The 14,982-nt window shown below is 72.4% G+C and carries 13 protein-coding genes and 1 riboswitch; of the genes, 6 read left to right on the top strand and 7 right to left on the bottom strand.

Annotation, left to right across the window (positions count from 1 at the left end; translation table 11 throughout):
- The first annotated feature begins 31 nt into the window (after positions 1–31).
- Entirely contained in the window at positions 32–1,000 is a 969-nt protein-coding gene (locus OHA89_RS30645; protein ID WP_406367561.1) for a DMT family transporter, read from the top strand.
- Positions 1,001–1,093: 93 nt separating this feature from the next.
- Here the strand turns inward: OHA89_RS30645 and OHA89_RS30640 are convergent, their stop codons facing one another.
- Positions 1,094–2,428: an aminotransferase class I/II-fold pyridoxal phosphate-dependent enzyme gene (locus OHA89_RS30640; protein WP_266610942.1), complete on the bottom strand. Its 1,335-nt coding sequence runs from the start codon at positions 2,426–2,428 to the stop codon at positions 1,094–1,096.
- Positions 2,429–2,465: 37 nt separating this feature from the next.
- On the opposite strand from OHA89_RS30640, the gene OHA89_RS30635 reads away from it, so the two are divergent.
- Positions 2,466–3,173: a pyridoxamine 5'-phosphate oxidase family protein gene (locus tag OHA89_RS30635; protein WP_266610940.1), complete on the top strand. Its 708-nt coding sequence runs from the start codon at positions 2,466–2,468 to the stop codon at positions 3,171–3,173.
- Here the strand turns inward: OHA89_RS30635 and OHA89_RS30630 are convergent.
- Both OHA89_RS30630 and OHA89_RS30625 read right to left on the bottom strand, forming a co-directional pair.
- A complete protein-coding gene (locus OHA89_RS30630) occupies positions 3,155–4,153 on the bottom strand; it encodes a DMT family transporter (protein ID WP_406367559.1) in 999 nt (332 codons plus the stop codon). The two genes, OHA89_RS30635 and OHA89_RS30630, sit on opposite strands and share 19 nt — an antisense overlap.
- 166 nt (positions 4,154–4,319) lie before the next feature.
- Positions 4,320–5,309 (bottom strand): EamA family transporter, encoded by a 990-nt coding sequence (locus tag OHA89_RS30625; protein WP_406367557.1) that lies wholly within the window; start codon positions 5,307–5,309, stop codon positions 4,320–4,322.
- A gap of 171 nt (positions 5,310–5,480) precedes the next feature.
- On the opposite strand from OHA89_RS30625, the gene OHA89_RS30620 reads away from it, so the two are divergent.
- Positions 5,481–5,909: an SRPBCC family protein gene (locus OHA89_RS30620; protein WP_406367556.1), complete on the top strand. Its 429-nt coding sequence runs from the start codon at positions 5,481–5,483 to the stop codon at positions 5,907–5,909.
- 94 nt (positions 5,910–6,003) lie between these two features.
- Here the strand turns inward: OHA89_RS30620 and OHA89_RS30615 are convergent, their stop codons facing one another.
- Positions 6,004–6,624, bottom strand: a complete 621-nt coding sequence (locus tag OHA89_RS30615) for a PadR family transcriptional regulator (protein ID WP_257557406.1) — start codon at positions 6,622–6,624, stop codon at positions 6,004–6,006.
- A gap of 189 nt (positions 6,625–6,813) precedes the next feature.
- Here OHA89_RS30615 and OHA89_RS30610 point away from each other — a divergent pair, with 189 nt between their 5' ends.
- A complete protein-coding gene (locus OHA89_RS30610; RefSeq protein WP_406367554.1) occupies positions 6,814–7,635 on the top strand; it encodes a PhzF family phenazine biosynthesis protein in 822 nt (273 codons plus the stop codon).
- 10 nt (positions 7,636–7,645) lie between these two features.
- Here OHA89_RS30610 and OHA89_RS30605 read toward each other — a convergent pair whose 3' ends face one another.
- Together OHA89_RS30605 and OHA89_RS30600 are read right to left on the bottom strand one after the other, a co-directional pair.
- Positions 7,646–8,449: a CPBP family intramembrane glutamic endopeptidase gene (locus OHA89_RS30605; RefSeq protein ID WP_215149702.1), complete on the bottom strand. Its 804-nt coding sequence runs from the start codon at positions 8,447–8,449 to the stop codon at positions 7,646–7,648.
- Between the two features lie 100 nt (positions 8,450–8,549).
- The gene (locus tag OHA89_RS30600) at positions 8,550–10,073 is read right to left on the bottom strand and encodes a glutamate-cysteine ligase family protein (RefSeq protein WP_266610931.1); all 1,524 of its coding nucleotides are present in this window, start codon (positions 10,071–10,073) and stop codon (positions 8,550–8,552) included.
- A 494-nt stretch (positions 10,074–10,567) separates the two neighbouring features.
- On the opposite strand from OHA89_RS30600, the gene OHA89_RS30595 reads away from it, so the two are divergent.
- Both OHA89_RS30595 and OHA89_RS30590 read left to right on the top strand, forming a co-directional pair.
- Entirely contained in the window at positions 10,568–11,188 is a 621-nt protein-coding gene (locus tag OHA89_RS30595) for a hypothetical protein (RefSeq protein ID WP_257557391.1), read from the top strand.
- 272 nt (positions 11,189–11,460) lie between these two features.
- Positions 11,461–11,667: a DUF5999 family protein gene (locus OHA89_RS30590; RefSeq protein WP_285444628.1), complete on the top strand. Its 207-nt coding sequence runs from the start codon at positions 11,461–11,463 to the stop codon at positions 11,665–11,667.
- Between the two features lie 79 nt (positions 11,668–11,746).
- Here the strand turns inward: OHA89_RS30590 and gcvP are convergent, their stop codons facing one another.
- Positions 11,747–14,632, bottom strand: coding sequence for an aminomethyl-transferring glycine dehydrogenase (gcvP, locus tag OHA89_RS30585; RefSeq protein ID WP_406367553.1), 2,886 nt, complete (start codon positions 14,630–14,632; stop codon positions 11,747–11,749).
- A 196-nt stretch (positions 14,633–14,828) separates the two neighbouring features.
- Positions 14,829–14,927: riboswitch (glycine riboswitch) on the bottom strand.
- Positions 14,928–14,982 lie beyond the last annotated feature (55 nt).

The following is a 14,982-nucleotide window of genomic DNA, read 5'->3' as shown; positions in this document are numbered from 1 at the left end:
CTACGAAGTTGATCCGCGCACAGTAAGGGCTATGAGCGCACCCACCACCCCTCGACCGGCCCTCTCCACGGCCTCCCTCACCGCCACCGCGGCCCCGGCCACCCGGCGGGGCGTCCTCCTGGACTGGCGCGTCCGCTTCGCGATCCTGTCGGTGGTCTGGGGCTTCAGCTTTCTGCTGATCAAGGTGGGCACGGAAGCGTACGCGCCCTTCCAGGTGGCCCTGGGCCGGGTCCTGTTCGGGGCGCTCGCCCTCGTCGCCGTGCTGCTGGTCCGCCGCGAGCCGCTGCCGCGGGGGCTGCGGACCTGGGGTCACCTCAGTGTGGCGGCGCTCCTGCTCAACACCGCCCCGTTCTCCCTCTTCGCCTACGCGGAGCTGAGCATCCCCTCCAGCCTGGCCGGCATCTGCAACGCCACCTCCCCGCTGTGGGGGATGGCGCTGTCCCTGGTCGCGCTGTCCGAGGACCGCCCGACCCGCCGCCGCTTCGCGGGTCTGGGCCTGGGCTTCCTCGGCGTCCTCACCGTCCTCGGCGCCTGGCAGGGCTTCTCCGGGGTCGACGCCAAGGGCACCGCGTTCGCCCTGCTGGCCTCGCTCTGCTACCCCATCGGCTGGATCTACGTCCGCCGCACGCTGGCCGGGGCCCCGGGCTCCCCGGTGGCCCTGACCGGCGGCCAGCTGATCCTCTCCACGCTCCAGCTCGGGCTGGTCAGCGCCCTGTTCACATCGGCGCCGACGTCGTTCCCGCTCTGGCCGACGCTGTCGGTGATCGCCCTGGGCGCCCTCGGCACGGGCATGGCGCTCCAGATGCAGTACGGCCTGGTCTCGGAGATCGGCCCGACCACGGCCCAGATGGTCACGTACTTCATCCCGGTGATCGCCACCACGGCGGGCGTCCTGGTCCTCGGCGAACAGCTCCACTGGAACACCCCGGCCGGCGCCGCGATCGTCCTGGCGGGCGCCGCCCTCACCCAGACCCGCCCCGGGCCACGGAAGCCCGCGTGACGCCTGCTGCCTTCCGGGCGATCACCACACGTTTTCGTCCTGGGCGGGCTGCCGGAACTCGCCTGACCCGCCACCGAGGCGGTGGGGCCGAGGTCAGACGTAGCGGACCCCCGCCGCCCCCGGCCGGACCGCCGCGGCCACGGCGTCGGCCAGGCCCGGCACCTCGCCGACCGCCAGCCGCGACACCGTCAGCCGCACGCCCGGTTCCGACTCGACCCGGAACCGGGCCCCAGCGGTGACCGCCCAGCCCGCGGCCAGCAGCCGGGTCACCACCCCCGTCTCATCGGCCACCGGCACCCACACGTTCATCCCGCTGCGCCCGTGCGCCCGTACACCCCGCTCCCGCAGCGCAGCGACCAGCGCGTTCCGCCGCTCCCCGTACGAGCGGGCCACCGCGGCCCGGTCCACCGCGCCCGAGGTCCACAGCTCCACCACCGCGTACTGCAGCAGCCGGCTCACCCATCCCGGGCCCAGCCGCTGCCGTCCCCGGACCCGGTCCAGCGTCACCGCGTCCCCCGTCAGCACCGCCAGCCGCAGGTCCGGCCCATAGGCCTTCGCCGTCGACCGCACCAGCGCCCAGTGCCGGGTGACCCCGCCCAGCGGATGCAGGGGCAGGTCCACGATCGCGTGCCCGTGGTCGTCGTCGATCACCAGCACCCCGGGGTGGCCCGCCAGCAGGACCCGCAGCTCCCCGGCCCGCTCCGCGCTCACCGCGGCCCCGGTGGGGTTCTGCGCCCGCGAGGTCACCACGAGCGCCCGCGCCCCGGCCTCCAGGGCCCGCGCCACCGCCTCGGCCTTCGGCCCCTCGTCGTCGACGGCCACCGGCAGTACCCGCAGCCCAAGCGCCGGGACCAGGTCCAGCACGCTCCCCCAGCCCGGGTCCTCGACGGCGACCGCGTCCCCGGGGCGCAGGTGCGCGGCCAGGACCCGCTCGATCCCGTCCAGGGCGCCCGAGGTCAGCGCCACCGGCCCGGCCGGCACCCCGGCCGCGTCGAGGTCGGCCCGGGCCAGCCGCGCCAGTTCCGGGTCGACCGGGTCCTGCCCGTAGAGGGTCGGCGCCTGCGCGTACCTCCGGGCGGCCGCCGCCAGCGCCCCGTCCAGCGCCGGGAGCAGCGATACGTCCGGGTTGCCTTCGGTGATGTCCCGTACGCCCGCCGGCACCGCCATCCGCAGGGCGTCCCGCGGCGCGCTCGACGGGCGGGCGCGCACCCGGCTGCCGCGCCGCCCGTCGGTCTCGATGACCCCGCGCTCGCGCAGCGTCCGGTACGCGGCCGCCACGGTGTTGGGGTTCACCCCCAGCTCGCCCGCCAGCTCCCGCATCGGCGGCAGCAGCGCGCCCGGCGCCAGCGCGCCCGCTCCCACACCCGCTTCGACGCTGGCCGCGATATCCGATGCACGTCGCCCGGTGATCCGGTAGTCTCCTAGCACAAAAGACAGTATGCACTAGTGCAACGGAGTTCGCATCATGACCGTCACGCCCGCCACGGAAACGCCCGCGCCGTCCGAGCCGACCACCTCGCCCGACGCGTACGAGCCCACCGAGCGCACGGTGCCGACCCGCGCCCGCGACCGGGCGCGCTACGACCGCGAGACGGTGCACGCGATACTCGACCAGGCCTACATCTGCCACCTCGGCTTCGTCCGCGACGGCGCCCCGGTGGTGCTGCCGACGCTCTTCGGCCGGGTCGGCGAGGCGCTCTACATCCACGGCTCCACCGGCTCCCGCCCGCTGCTCGCGGCCGGCAAGGCCGACCCGGGGCTGCCGGTCTGCGTGACCGTGACGCACCTCGACGGCCTGGTGCTGGCCCGCTCGGCCTTCCACCACTCGCTCAACTACCGCTCGGTGGTCGTGCACGGCACCGCCTACCAGGTCACGGACGAGGAGGAGTGCCGGATGGCCCTGGACGCCCTCGTCGACCACGTGGTCCCGGGCCGCTCCGCCGACTCCCGGCCGGCCAACGCCAAGGAGCTCGCCGCCACCGCGGTGATCCGCCTGGACCTGACCGAGGTGTCCGCGAAGATCCGTACGGGCGGACCGAACGACGACGCCGAGGACCTGGGGCTGCCCTACTGGGCGGGCGTGGTCCCGGTCGCTCCGGCGTACGGGGCGCCGATCCCGGCGGCCGGCCTGACCGCCGGGATCGCGACCCCGGACTACCTCGCGGCGCTCTGACGCGAGACTTCGGGAGCGCGGACGGGCCGGACCGCCGGCCCGTCCGCCGACCCGTCCGCCGGCAGTTCCGCCGGCCGCCGCGCCTCCGCCGCGATCAGGGCGCCCACGGCCGCCAGCAGCAGTACGGTGCCCAGCACCACCGCGCCGGTCAGCCGCTCCCCGAGCAGCAGCACGGCGATCACGGCCGCGCTCACCGGCTCGATCAGCATGATCACGGACACGGTGGCGGCCCGCACGGCCGCCGCCCCGGTGAAGTAGAGCGCGTACGCCAGGGCCGTCGGCACCGTGGCGACGTACACCAGCAGCCAGAGCACCCGCCCGAGTTCGGCGGTGTGCGGCAACAGCCCCTCGGCGGCGGCGAGCGGCAACAGGCACACCGCGCCCACCGCGACCGACCAGGCGGTGGTCACCAGCGGATCCCCGCCCGCCCCGCGCCGCCCGAGCCAGCGGGCCCGCAGGGTCATCGCCGCGTATCCGGCGGCCGACAGCAGTGCCCAGCCGACGCCGAGCGGGCGCACCTCGCCGCCCCCGCTGCCCAGCACCAGGACGGCGAGCCCGGCCAGCGCCCCGGCGACGGCGGCCGCGCCGCCCTTGCCGAGCCGTTCGCCCAGCGAGTACCGCGCGCCGAGCGCGATCAGCACGGGCCCGGCGCCGAGCGTGACGACGGTGCCGACCGCGAGGCCGGTCTCGCGGACGGCGGCGAAGTAGGCGGCCTGGAAGAGCGTGAACAGCAGGCCGGTCACGATCAGCGAGCCGGCCGACGGCCGGACCCGCCCGAGCCCGGGGCGCGGCCGGCGTACGGCGAGCACCCCCAGCAGCACCACGAGCCCGCCCGCGCACCGCCAGAACGACAGGGCGAGCGGACCGAGGTCACTGGCGAGGAAGAGGAGCGAGGCGGCCGCTCCGGCGGTGCCCCAGGCGGCTCCGGCGACGACGAGGTACAGCAGACTGCGCCCGGCAGCGGGCGAATGGTTCGACACGTGGTTCTCCGCGCATGCGTGAAGGATGAAGGAAGCAGGTCATCGCTTCGCGGGCAGCGCGCACCGGCCCGGGAACTCCCCGGGCAGGGGGTCTCGCTGGAGGAAGTGCCGCCCGCGCTAGGCGGAGGCGGGAGGCGGAAGCACGGTCGAAGGCATGATCGCCACCCTAGGCCTTCGCGGTCTCGCGGTCCACCACGGCCGGATCGCCCGCGACCGGGGCGGTGGACGGGGCGGTCGGCGGGACGGCCGGCGGGGCCGGCCGGGAGGACTGCGCGATGAACGCGCCGCCCAGCACCAGCCCGCCGCCGACGATCTGCCAGGTGGAGAGGTGCTCGCCGAGCAGGATCCAGGCCAGCACGGTGGCGACTACCGCCTCCAGGAAGGCCACCACGCCCGCGACCTGCGGTGAGAGCCTGCGTACGGAGACCACGCCGGTCAGGTACGCGAAGACGGTGGCGATCAGTACCACCCAGCCGAGCAGCACCGGCGCGGGGACCATCGTGCCGCCCACGGCGGCCTCCCCGCCCAGGACCTGCCAGTCGATCTCCCACGGCCGGGCGATCACCGTCATCACCAGGGCACCGACGAGCATGCCGTACGCGATCACCCCGAGCGGGTCGGGGGCGTCGTCCCCGTCCGCACCCTGGTCGGCGAAGACGAAGTAGAAGGCCTGGCACAGGGCCGCGCAGAGGCCGAACAGCACGCCGAGCAGGTCGAGCCGCAGCCCGGCCCAGATCTCCACCACGCAGGCCAGGCCCACGACGGCCACGGCCGCTCCGGCGGCGGCGCCCCGCGTCACGGGCTTGCGCTGCACGAAGCGGATGTAGCCGAGCAGCAGCGCCGGGCCGAGGTACTCCAGCAGCAGGGCCACGCCGACCGGAATCCGGGACAGCGAGGCGAAGTAGAAGGCCTGGACACCGGCGACGGCGACCAGTCCGAAGCCCGCGAGCAGCGCAGGCCTGCGCACGATGAGGTCACGGTGGCGCCAGGCCAGCGGCGACAGCACGAGCGCTGCCCCGGCCACCCTGAGCCAGACCATGTGGAGGGGGTCCAGACCCGCCTCGATCAGCGGCTTCGCCGCCACTCCGGAACCACCGAACGCGAGCGCCGAGACGAGGGCGAGGCCCAGTCCGGCGTTTTTCCCTGACGCTTGCATCGGGCCATCATGGCAGGGCCCGTCAGGAGCGTCACGGACGTGACACCTGTTGAGACGCAGATGACACCACGGCCACCCGCCCCTCCAATATCTGACAGGTCGTCAGTATTGAATGTTCCGCCCACCGGGGCTACGTTCCGCCGCACGTACCCGACGAGAAGGGGTGGTCGCATGGCCGAAGTCACCGCGGAATCACGCATCGAGGCGTCCGCCGCGAAGCTCTGGTCCCAGCTGACGGACTGGGACGCGTACGGCCAGTGGAGCATGACCCACACCAATTTCCCGAAGGGTGGCCCGGAGACCCTGGCGGTCGGCTCCACCTTCGCCGAGAACATGAAGATGATGGGCTTCCCGGCCGAGGTCGTCTGGACCGTCTCGGAGCTGGAGGACGAGCGCGTCTTCGCCATCACCGGCAAGGGCCCGATGGGCGTGGCCGTCCTCACCCGCTACACCCTGGTAGCGGACGGCGGGGCCACGACAGTGCGCATCGACGGCGAGTTCACCGGAGCGGCGGTCTCCCTCATGGCGGGCAAGCTCAAGGACTCGGCCACCGCCGCGCTGAACGAATCGCTGCGCAAGCTGGCCGGCCTGGTCGCCTGACCTCCCGACCGCTTCCGAACGCTTCCGTACGCACGACGGCGCGCCCCGCGAGTCATTCGCGGGGCGCGCCGCTGCGATCGTCCGGGCCGACCGGTCAGTGCTCGTCGGCCAGGATCAGGTAGAGCTTCTTGCGGGCGTCGTTGATGACCGCGACGGCCTTTTCCCGCTGCTCGGGGGTACCGGTCTTGAAGACCTGCCCGAAGGCCTCCCACAGGCCGATGCCGGCCGTACGGATCTCATGCATGGCCTCGAAGTCGACGCCGCGCCCCGCATCCGCCCAGGGGGCGTCGGGGCCCGACTCGGCTTCGGTGCGGCCGGCCTCGGTGAGCGTGAACAGCTTCTTGCCGCCCTCGCTCTCGCTGGTGATGAGCCCCTCGTCCTCGAGCAGCTGCAGGGTCGGGTACACCGAGCCGGGGCTGGGCTTCCAGGTCCCGCCGCTGCGCTCGCCGATCTCCTGGATCATCTCGTAGCCGTGCATCGGCCGGTCGGCGAGCAGCGCCAGGATCGAGGCGCGTACGTCACCGCGCCGGGCCCGGCCCCGCGGTCCACCGCGTCCGCCGCGCCCACCGAAGTGGCCGCCGCCGAAGGGCGGTCCGAACGGGCCGAAGGCGGCGCGCCGCCCCTGGAACTCCTCCCGACGATCGGGCCCGCAGTGACCGTGGCCCCGGCCGTGGTCATGCCCGTGCTCGTGTCCGTGCTGTCCGTGTGAACGCATGACTGCGCTCCTTTCGTCATTTCGTCAGTTCGTCGTTTCGTATCGGTTGTCCGATGCCTCCACTATCGATGACCCATCGCGATGCGTCAACGATATATCGGAAACTTTTACAGCGAACAGCCCTGCACCAGGCCAGTCACCCCCGATTGGCCTTTGTCGATGATCAAGAAATCGCCCTACCGTCGGTTCATGCGCATCCGAATCGTCGACGCCTTCACCGACCGTCCGTTCCACGGGAACCCCGCCGGAGTCCTGCTCCTCGACGCCGCGTTCCCCCCGGACGCCTGGCTCCAGCAGGTCGCCTCCGAGGTGAACCTCTCCGAGACCGCCTTCGCCCACCCCCTGCCGCCCGGCTCGGACGCCGACTGGGCCCTGCGCTGGTTCACCCCGGCCGCCGAGGTCGACATGTGCGGGCACGCGACCCTCGCCACGGCGCACGTCCTCGCCTCGACCGGCCTCGCCGACGGGCTGATCCGCTTCACCGCCCGCTGCGGCATCCTCACGGCCGAAACCGCCCCGGACGGGGCCATCACCCTGGATTTCCCGACGTCCTCGCTCACCCCGGTCCCGGCTCCGACCGCCGTGGACCACGCGCTGGGCGGCGCCCCGATCCTGTCCGTGCACGACACCGCCGCCCACATCGGGGACCTGCTGATCGAGCTCGCCGACGAGCGGACCGTCCGGGAACTGCAGCCGGACCACGCCGCCCTGCGGGCCTTCGCCAAGCGCGGGGTGATCGTCACCGCGCCCGCCGAGGATCCCTCTCGCGGGTACGACTTCGTCTCCCGCGGCTTCTTCCCGGCCTTCGGGATCGACGAGGACCCGGTCACCGGCAGCGCCCACACCGCGCTCGCCCCGTTCTGGGCCGAGCGCCTGGGCCGCAGCGAACTGACCGGCCTCCAGGGCGGCGCGCGCCGGGGACTCGTACGGGTGACCCTGGCGGGCGAGCGCACCCTGCTGACCGGCCACGCGGTCACCGTCCTGGACGGGGAACTCCTCACCGCCCCCTGAACCGGGCCGGCTACGGCGTCGGCAGCCAGCCCACCTTGCCCGCGAGCAGCGCGTACCCGCCGAAGGCCACGATGTCGAGCAGCGCGTGCGCGACGACGAGCGGCCCCACCCGGCCCCAGCGGCGGTAGGCCAGCACGAAGACGACGCCCATCACCACGTTGCCGATGAAGCCGCCGATGCCCTGGTAGAGGTGGTACGAGCCGCGCAGCAGCGAGCTGGCCAGCAGCGCGGCCATCGGCGACCAGCCGAGCTGGCCCAGCCGCCGCAGCAGATAGGCCAGCACGATGATCTCCTCCACCACGGAGTTCTGCACCGCGGAGAGGATCAGCACGGGGAACTTCCACCACACGTCGGGCAGGGCCTCCGGCACCACCGTGAGGTTGAATCCGGTGGCCCGCGCCCCCAGGTAGAAGAGCAGCCCCGCGCTCCCGATCCCGGCCGCGACGAGAGCGCCCCGGCCCAGGTCCCACACGGGCCGGGTGCGGTCGAAGCCCAGCACCCGCAGCCCCGGCGCCCCCTCGCGGGTCAGCAGGTGCGCCACCAGCAGGACGGGGACCAGGGCGGTCGCGATGCCGAACAGCTGCCAGGCCAGGTCCAGCCAGGGCCGGCCGGGCGCGTACGAGCCGTTGAGCGTGGCGGCCTGGTCCTTGAGCCCGCCCGGCTTGGTGAGCGAGCCGATGAAGCTGATCAGCGCCGAGAACCCGCTCGCGCCCAGCGACAGCGCCAGGACGAGCAGGGTCTCGGTGCGCAGCACACGCCGCCGCGACGCGTCTTCGCCCAGCTCCACGACCACCGGCTCCGGCTCCGCACGCACGCCCGACTCCCGTCCTGCCAGCCCACTGCGACGACCCGTCGCGACCACCCCATACTGCCTCCTCGGGGGGCCGCCGGGCGGCCGGGGGGCTGCCAGGGGATCAGCCGCCGGCCGGCACCACCTCCTCCCCCGGCCCCACGGGCCAGGTGTGCACGGGGTCGCCCTTGTGCATCAGCTCGCTGTAGCGCCGCGTGGTCGCCGCGAGCGCCTCGTCGCGGTCCAGCCCCGACGCGAGCGCCCGGTGGTAGGTGTCCACCTGCCAGGTCGCCCCGTTCACCCGCCGCCGGCAGCGCTCCTCGATGATGCCGAGGTAGCGGTCCCGGTCCGCGGGCTCGATGCCCCACGCGTCCAGGCCGGCCGCCGCCATCGGCAGCAGCTCGTCCAGGACCAGCCTGACGGCGGGCACACTGGCCAGCCCCCCGGCCCGCCCCCGGCGCGGCCAGCGCAGCCGCGCGTCGATCCCGTACCGGCAGGCGGCGTCGAAGTTGGCCTCCGCCTCGGCGAAGGGCAGCCGGGTCCACACCGGGCGCGGCTCGTCGGCGAGGGTGCGTACGAGTCCGTAGTAGAAGGCGGCGTTGGCGACGACGTCGGCGACCGTGGGCCCGGCCGGCAGCACCCGGTTCTCCACCCGCAGGTGCGGCACCCCGTCGGCGACCCCGTACACGGGCCGGTTCCACCGGTAGACGGTGCCGTTGTGCAGGACCAGCTCCTGGAGCCCGGGCACCCCGCCCTCGGCGAGCACCCGCAGCGGCTCCTCCTCGTCGCAGATCGGCAGCAGGGCGGGGAAGTAGCGGACGTTCTCCGCGAAGAGCTCGTACGCCGAGTCCACCCAGCGCTCCCCGAACCAGGTACGCGGCCGCACCCCCTGAGCCTGGAGCTCGGGCGGCCGGGTGTCGGTGGCCTGGGTGAACAACGGCGGCCGCGACTCCCGCCACAGCTCGCGCCCGAACAGGAACGGCGAGTTCGCGCCCACGGCTATCTGTGCGGCGACCACCGCCTGGGCCGCGTTCCACACGTCCGCGAACCGCGCCGGGGTCACCTGGAGGTGCAGCTGTACGGAGGTGCACGCGGCCTCCGGCACGATCGACCCGGTGTTCCAGACCAGCCGTTCGACGCCGTCGATGTCGAGCGTGAAGTCCTCGCCGCGCATCATCAGGATCTGCTCGTTGAGCAGCGAGTAGCGGTCGACCGCCGAGAGGTTGGCGGTGACCAGGTCCTCACGGGTGATCGTCGGCAGAATGCCGATCATCACCACCCCGGCGTCGATCTCCGCGGCCTGCCGGTGGGCGTAACCGAGACCCGCGCTGAGTTCCTCGGCGAGCTGATCGAATACCCGGCCGCCGAGGCGGTGCGGAAGGACGTTCACCTCCAGGTTGAACATTCCGAGTTCGGTCTGGAAATCGGGACTCGCAATCCGCTCCAGTACCTGGGCATTCACCATTCTCGGCAAGCCGTCGGCACCCGCGAGATTCAGCTCGATCTCCAGTCCCATCATGTTCTTGGGGCGATCGAACCTCTTCTCCGCCAGAAGTCGCTCCAGTCCCTCCAGGCACTCGTGAAGCTTCCTTCGATACCGCTGCCGATCGGACAGGTCGAATCCGCCTGCCACGACCTTCTCCCCCATCGAGCGTCCCTCCTCGAGTGGGCCTGGCCCGATGCACCCAGGCGCGCATGTACGGTCGATGATGCCCCGGCAGCTTGATCTATAACGCGGCGGGGGCGTGCGTGGCGAGGAGCGTGCGCCGGTTTGGCCGACAGGCGTTTTGGCACATTCACCTGGCAAGTCGGTGGATGCAAATTCCGCGTCGACTTTGCCTGTTCCGGATAACCGACGCTTTCCAGCCGAGCCCCTTTCCGGTAACCTCCGAGGTCAGCGCGACATGTTCGCGCACATCCGGCATGAATGCCATGTCAGCGGGACCGGTAAGCGCCTTGTCCGCAATAGGCGGGACAGCTAGCCGAAACACTGCGTGAACACATGTCGTATAAACTCCGCAAACGAGGCAGAGAGTTGGCGCGCGGCCATTGCCCCTCAGCCCCCCTCTGGCCCCAGAATGCGACAGCGCCGTCCGCACCTGCCCCCGTTCCACCGGTCTCCCAAGTGAGAGGCGACCCACCATGCCGCTGCATGTCCCTCCGGCCCCCGCGCCCGCCCTGCGCAGCGTCCTCGCGGCTCTCGGTTCCCCCACCGCCGTCCACGAGGCACACACTCCCGCCCTGCGCGCGCTCCAGGGGCCGGTGACCGCCGAACTCCCCCTCCCGGTCCACGTACTCGACCGGCTGAACATCTCGGACCTGGCGTCCGGCGGCAGGCCGCCCCGCACCCGCCTCACCGGCTGGCGGTTCCTCATCCGCGGCGGGGACCGCTACGTCGCGGCCGCCGACACCCGGCTCACACCGGACGGCTGGGCCTTCTCCCACTTCTTCGAGGGACCGTACGTCGCGGCCACCGAACGTGCCCTGCGCCAGGCCGAGTCCCTCGGCAAGGCGTACCAGCCGCGGCTGCTGTCCGTACCGGAGCTGTACATGCTGACCCTGTGGCTGCACGGGGCGGTGGGCGCCGACGCCTCCGCCGGCCTGCCCGCCGGCGAGGACCTGCTGGTGCCGCTGGCCCCGGCCCCGCCCGGCATCGCCGCGTACCGGCCGCATCCGGTCTCCGAGCTGCTGCCCGTGCTGACCCACCGGCTGACCCCCGCGACGGCGCCGGTCCCGCCCTCGCTGGCCGCCCCTGCGGCCTGACCTGGCCGGTGACCCGAGTTGCCCATTCGGCCTAGCCCGCTCGGGCCACTGGCGAACCATCCAAAATGACAGGGGAGTTGGCCTGAACCGCCCGCACGAGTGATGCGTCATCAATCTATGAGGACAGCTGCGGGAAATACCTGCGAAGCGGCTGTCGTGGGGGAAGACTGAGGACACGCTCCCCGCGGGTGCGGGGATGACCCAGGGGGACGGCCATGAACGACGCATCGCGCCGTAGCACGCAGACCACACCGCAGCGAAAGAACCCATCCATGTGCCAGCACCAGCCAGCCTGCCCGTCAGCCGAATCCGCCGACCGGGAGGCCGCGCTTCCGGTGGCCAACCACCCGGAACAGGGCTGGAGCCTGCTGTGCAACGGCGTCCTGCTCTTCGAGGACACCGGTGAGCTGCTGCCTGACGGCCAGATCATCGCCCCGCACCGCCCGCTCGCAGCGGCCCAGGTGATGAAGGCTGCCTAGACGCGAGCGGCACACCGACCGCGGCAACGACGAAGGGGCCGGCCCGGGATGACTCCCCGGACCGGCCCCTTGTCCATGCTCAGTTGTCGTACTCGTCCAGCGGCGGGCAGGAGCACACCAGGTTCCGGTCGCCGAAGGCGCCGTCGATGCGGCGCACCGGCGGCCAGTACTTCTCAGCGGCCGTGACCCCGCCCGGGAAGACGGCCTCGTCACGGGTGTACGGGTGGTTCCACTCGCCGCCCAGCGCCGCCGCGGTGTGCGGGGAGTTGGCCAGCGGGTTGTCGTCCACCGGCCACTCGCCGGCCGCGACCCGCTCGATCTCGGCGCGGATGGCGATCATCGCGTCGCAGAAACGGTCGATCTCGGCGAGGTCCTCGGACTCCGTCGGCTCGATCATCAGCGTGCCGGCCACCGGGAAGGACATGGTCGGCGCGTGGAAGCCGTAGTCGATCAGACGCTTGGCGATGTCGTCCACGCTCACGCCGGTCGCCTTCGACAGCGGACGCAGGTCGATGATGCACTCGTGCGCGACCAGGTTGCCCGGGCCGGTGTAGAGCACCGGGTAGTGCGGCTCCAGGCGCTTGGCGATGTAGTTGGCGCCGAGCACGGCCACCTGGGTGGCGCGCTTGAGGCCCTCGCCGCCCATGAGGCGCACGTACGACCAGGAGATCGGCAGGATGCCGGCCGAACCCCACGGGGCGGCCGAGATCGGGCCGACGCCCGTCTCGGGACCGGCGGTCGGCTGGAGCGGGTGGTTGGGCAGGTACGGGGCCAGGTGCGCCCGGACACCGACCGGGCCGACGCCCGGGCCGCCGCCGCCGTGCGGGATGCAGAAGGTCTTGTGCAGGTTCAGGTGCGAGACGTCGCCGCCGAAGTGACCCGGCTTGGCCAGGCCCACCAGGGCGTTGAGGTTGGCGCCGTCCACGTAGACCTGGCCGCCGGCCTCGTGCACCTGGGCGCAGATGTCGGCGACGTGCTCCTCGAACACACCGTGCGTGGAGGGGTAGGTGATCATCAGCACGGCGAGCTCGTCGCGGTACTGCTCGATCTTGGCGCGCAGGTCCGCCGCGTCCACCTCGCCGTCGTCGGCGGTCTTGACGACGACGACCTTCATGCCGGCCATCACGGCGCTGGCGGCGTTGGTGCCGTGCGCGGAGGACGGGATGAGGCAGATGGTGCGCTGCTCGTCGCCGTTCGCGCGGTGGTAGGCGCGTACGGCGAGCAGCCCGGCCAGCTCACCCTGGGACCCGGCGTTGGGCTGGATGGAGACCTTGTCGTAACCGGTGACCTCGCAGAGACGTTCCTCCAGCTCGGTGATGAGCGTGAGGTACCCCTCGGCCTGCTCGACCGGGGCGAACGGGTGCAGCTGGCCGAACTCGGGCCAGGTCACCGGCTCCATCTCGGTGGTCGCGTTGAGCTTCATGGTGCAGGAGCCCAGCGGGATCATGCCGCGGTCCAGCGCGTAGTCCTTGTCCGAGAGCTTGCGCAGGTAGCGCAGCATCGCGGTCTCGGAGCGGTGCTGGTGGAAGACCGGGTGCGTCAGGTAGTCGTCCGAGCGCAGCAGGCCCTCGGGCAGGGTGTCGGCCGCGGTCTCGTCGAGCGCCTCGATGTCGGCGGTGACACCGAAGGCGGCCCAGACGGCCTCGACGTCCGCGCGCAGGGTGGTCTCGTCGCAGGCGACGGAGACGAGGTCGGCGTCGGCCTGGTACAGGTTGACCCCGCCCTCGCGGGCGGCGGCGGCGACCTCGGCCGCGCGGCCCGGGACGCGGGCCGTGATCGTGTCGAAGTAGGCGCCGTGCACGATCTCGACCCCGCCGGCCTTCAGGCCCGCGGCGAGCAGAGCGGCGTAGCGGTGGGTGCGGCGGGCGATCGTCCGCAGGCCGTCCGGGCCGTGGTAGACGGCGTACATGGCGGCCATGACGGCCAGCAGCACCTGCGCGGTGCAGATGTTGCTGGTGGCCTTCTCGCGGCGGATGTGCTGCTCGCGGGTCTGCAGCGCCAGGCGGTACGCCTTGTTGCCGTCCGCGTCCACGGAGACGCCGACGAGGCGGCCCGGCAGCGAGCGGGCGTGCTTGGCCTGGACGGCCATGTAACCGGCGTGCGGTCCGCCGAAGCCCATCGGGACGCCGAAGCGCTGCGTGGTGCCGACGGCGATGTCCGCGCCCAGCTCGCCCGGGGAGGTCAGCAGGGTCAGCGCGAGCAGGTCGGCCGAGACGGTGACGATCGCGCCGAGCTCGTGCGCCTGGTCGATCAGCGGCTTGATCTCCCGTACGGCACCGGAGGCGCCCGGGTACTGGAGCAGCACGCCGAAGACACCGCGCTCGGCGATCTCGGCCGGGATGCCGTTCGAGAGGTCCGCGACGACGACCTCGACGCCCGTGGGCTCGGCGCGGGTCTCGATCACGGCGATGGTCTGCGGCAGCGCGTCCGCGTCGATCAGGAAGACGCCGTCCTTGACCTTGCCCACCCGGCGCGCGAGGGACATGGCCTCGGCGGCCGCGGTGCCCTCGTCGAGCAGCGAGGCACCGGAGGTCGGCAGCCCGGTGAGGTCGGCGACGACGGTCTGGAAGTTCAGCAGCGCCTCGAGGCGGCCCTGCGAGATCTCGGGCTGGTACGGCGTGTACGCCGTGTACCAGGCCGGGTTCTCCATCACGTTGCGCAGGATCACCGGCGGCGTGAAGGTCCCGTAGTAGCCGAGCCCGATCATCGAGGAGAGGACCTGGTTGCGGTCGGCGAGCGAGCGCAGCTCGGCCAGCACCTCGGCCTCGGTCAGCGCCTCGGGCAGGTTCAGCGCTTCGGTGGTCTTGATGACATCCGGCACCGCGGCGGCGGTCAGTTCGTCCAGGGAGCCGTAGCCCACCTGGGCGAGCATCTTCGCCTGCGCCTCGGCATCCGGGCCGATGTGGCGCTGCTCGAAGGGGATGCCTCGCTCCAGCTGGGAGAGCGGAATGCGGTTGGCGGTCATGACGGAGGCCTCCTGGTCGTATGACCTGCGAGGGGCACCACGGCGCGGGCACCCGGACGGCCTCCCCCTCTGTCATCTCAACCTGAGAGTTTCACCGGGCCGCACGGGGATCACCCGCGAGGTCCGGCTTTCACCGTCGGTGAGGAGGGGAACCGGCACTGCGCGCCCGGTACCCGCCCCTGCTTTCCAGAGTGGCCTCGTCCGTGCGGTACGTATGCCTGAGAGATTCCGGGGAGGATTTGCTCCTTCGGCGCCTCCGTCAAGATCACTCGGAGGACTCTCCCGCACAGGGTCGACAGCCATCACCCAGCCTACCAGCGAGGATCTGGCTCCTCCCCGAGTGGCCTCAG

Origin of the sequence: Streptomyces sp. NBC_01546, from assembly GCF_045208355.1 — a bacterium.
Classification (GTDB): domain Bacteria; phylum Actinomycetota; class Actinomycetes; order Streptomycetales; family Streptomycetaceae; genus Streptomyces.
Note: the sequence above shows the minus strand (reverse complement) of the source record. Positions and strands in the feature narration are given on the sequence as shown.

Coding starts and splice junctions, on each gene's coding strand:
- OHA89_RS30645 (WP_406367561.1), top strand. CDS start 32: ATGAGCGCACCCACCACCCCTCGACCGGCCCTCTCCACGGCCTCCCTC.
- OHA89_RS30635 (WP_266610940.1), top strand. CDS start 2,466: ATGACCGTCACGCCCGCCACGGAAACGCCCGCGCCGTCCGAGCCGACC.
- OHA89_RS30625 (WP_406367557.1), bottom strand. CDS start 5,309: ATGCAAGCGTCAGGGAAAAACGCCGGACTGGGCCTCGCCCTCGTCTCG.
- OHA89_RS30620 (WP_406367556.1), top strand. CDS start 5,481: ATGGCCGAAGTCACCGCGGAATCACGCATCGAGGCGTCCGCCGCGAAG.
- OHA89_RS30615 (WP_257557406.1), bottom strand. CDS start 6,624: ATGCGTTCACACGGACAGCACGGACACGAGCACGGGCATGACCACGGC.
- OHA89_RS30610 (WP_406367554.1), top strand. CDS start 6,814: ATGCGCATCCGAATCGTCGACGCCTTCACCGACCGTCCGTTCCACGGG.
- OHA89_RS30600 (WP_266610931.1), bottom strand. CDS start 10,073: ATGGGGGAGAAGGTCGTGGCAGGCGGATTCGACCTGTCCGATCGGCAG.
- OHA89_RS30595 (WP_257557391.1), top strand. CDS start 10,568: ATGCCGCTGCATGTCCCTCCGGCCCCCGCGCCCGCCCTGCGCAGCGTC.
- OHA89_RS30590 (WP_285444628.1), top strand. CDS start 11,461: ATGTGCCAGCACCAGCCAGCCTGCCCGTCAGCCGAATCCGCCGACCGG.
- gcvP (WP_406367553.1), bottom strand. CDS start 14,632: ATGACCGCCAACCGCATTCCGCTCTCCCAGCTGGAGCGAGGCATCCCC.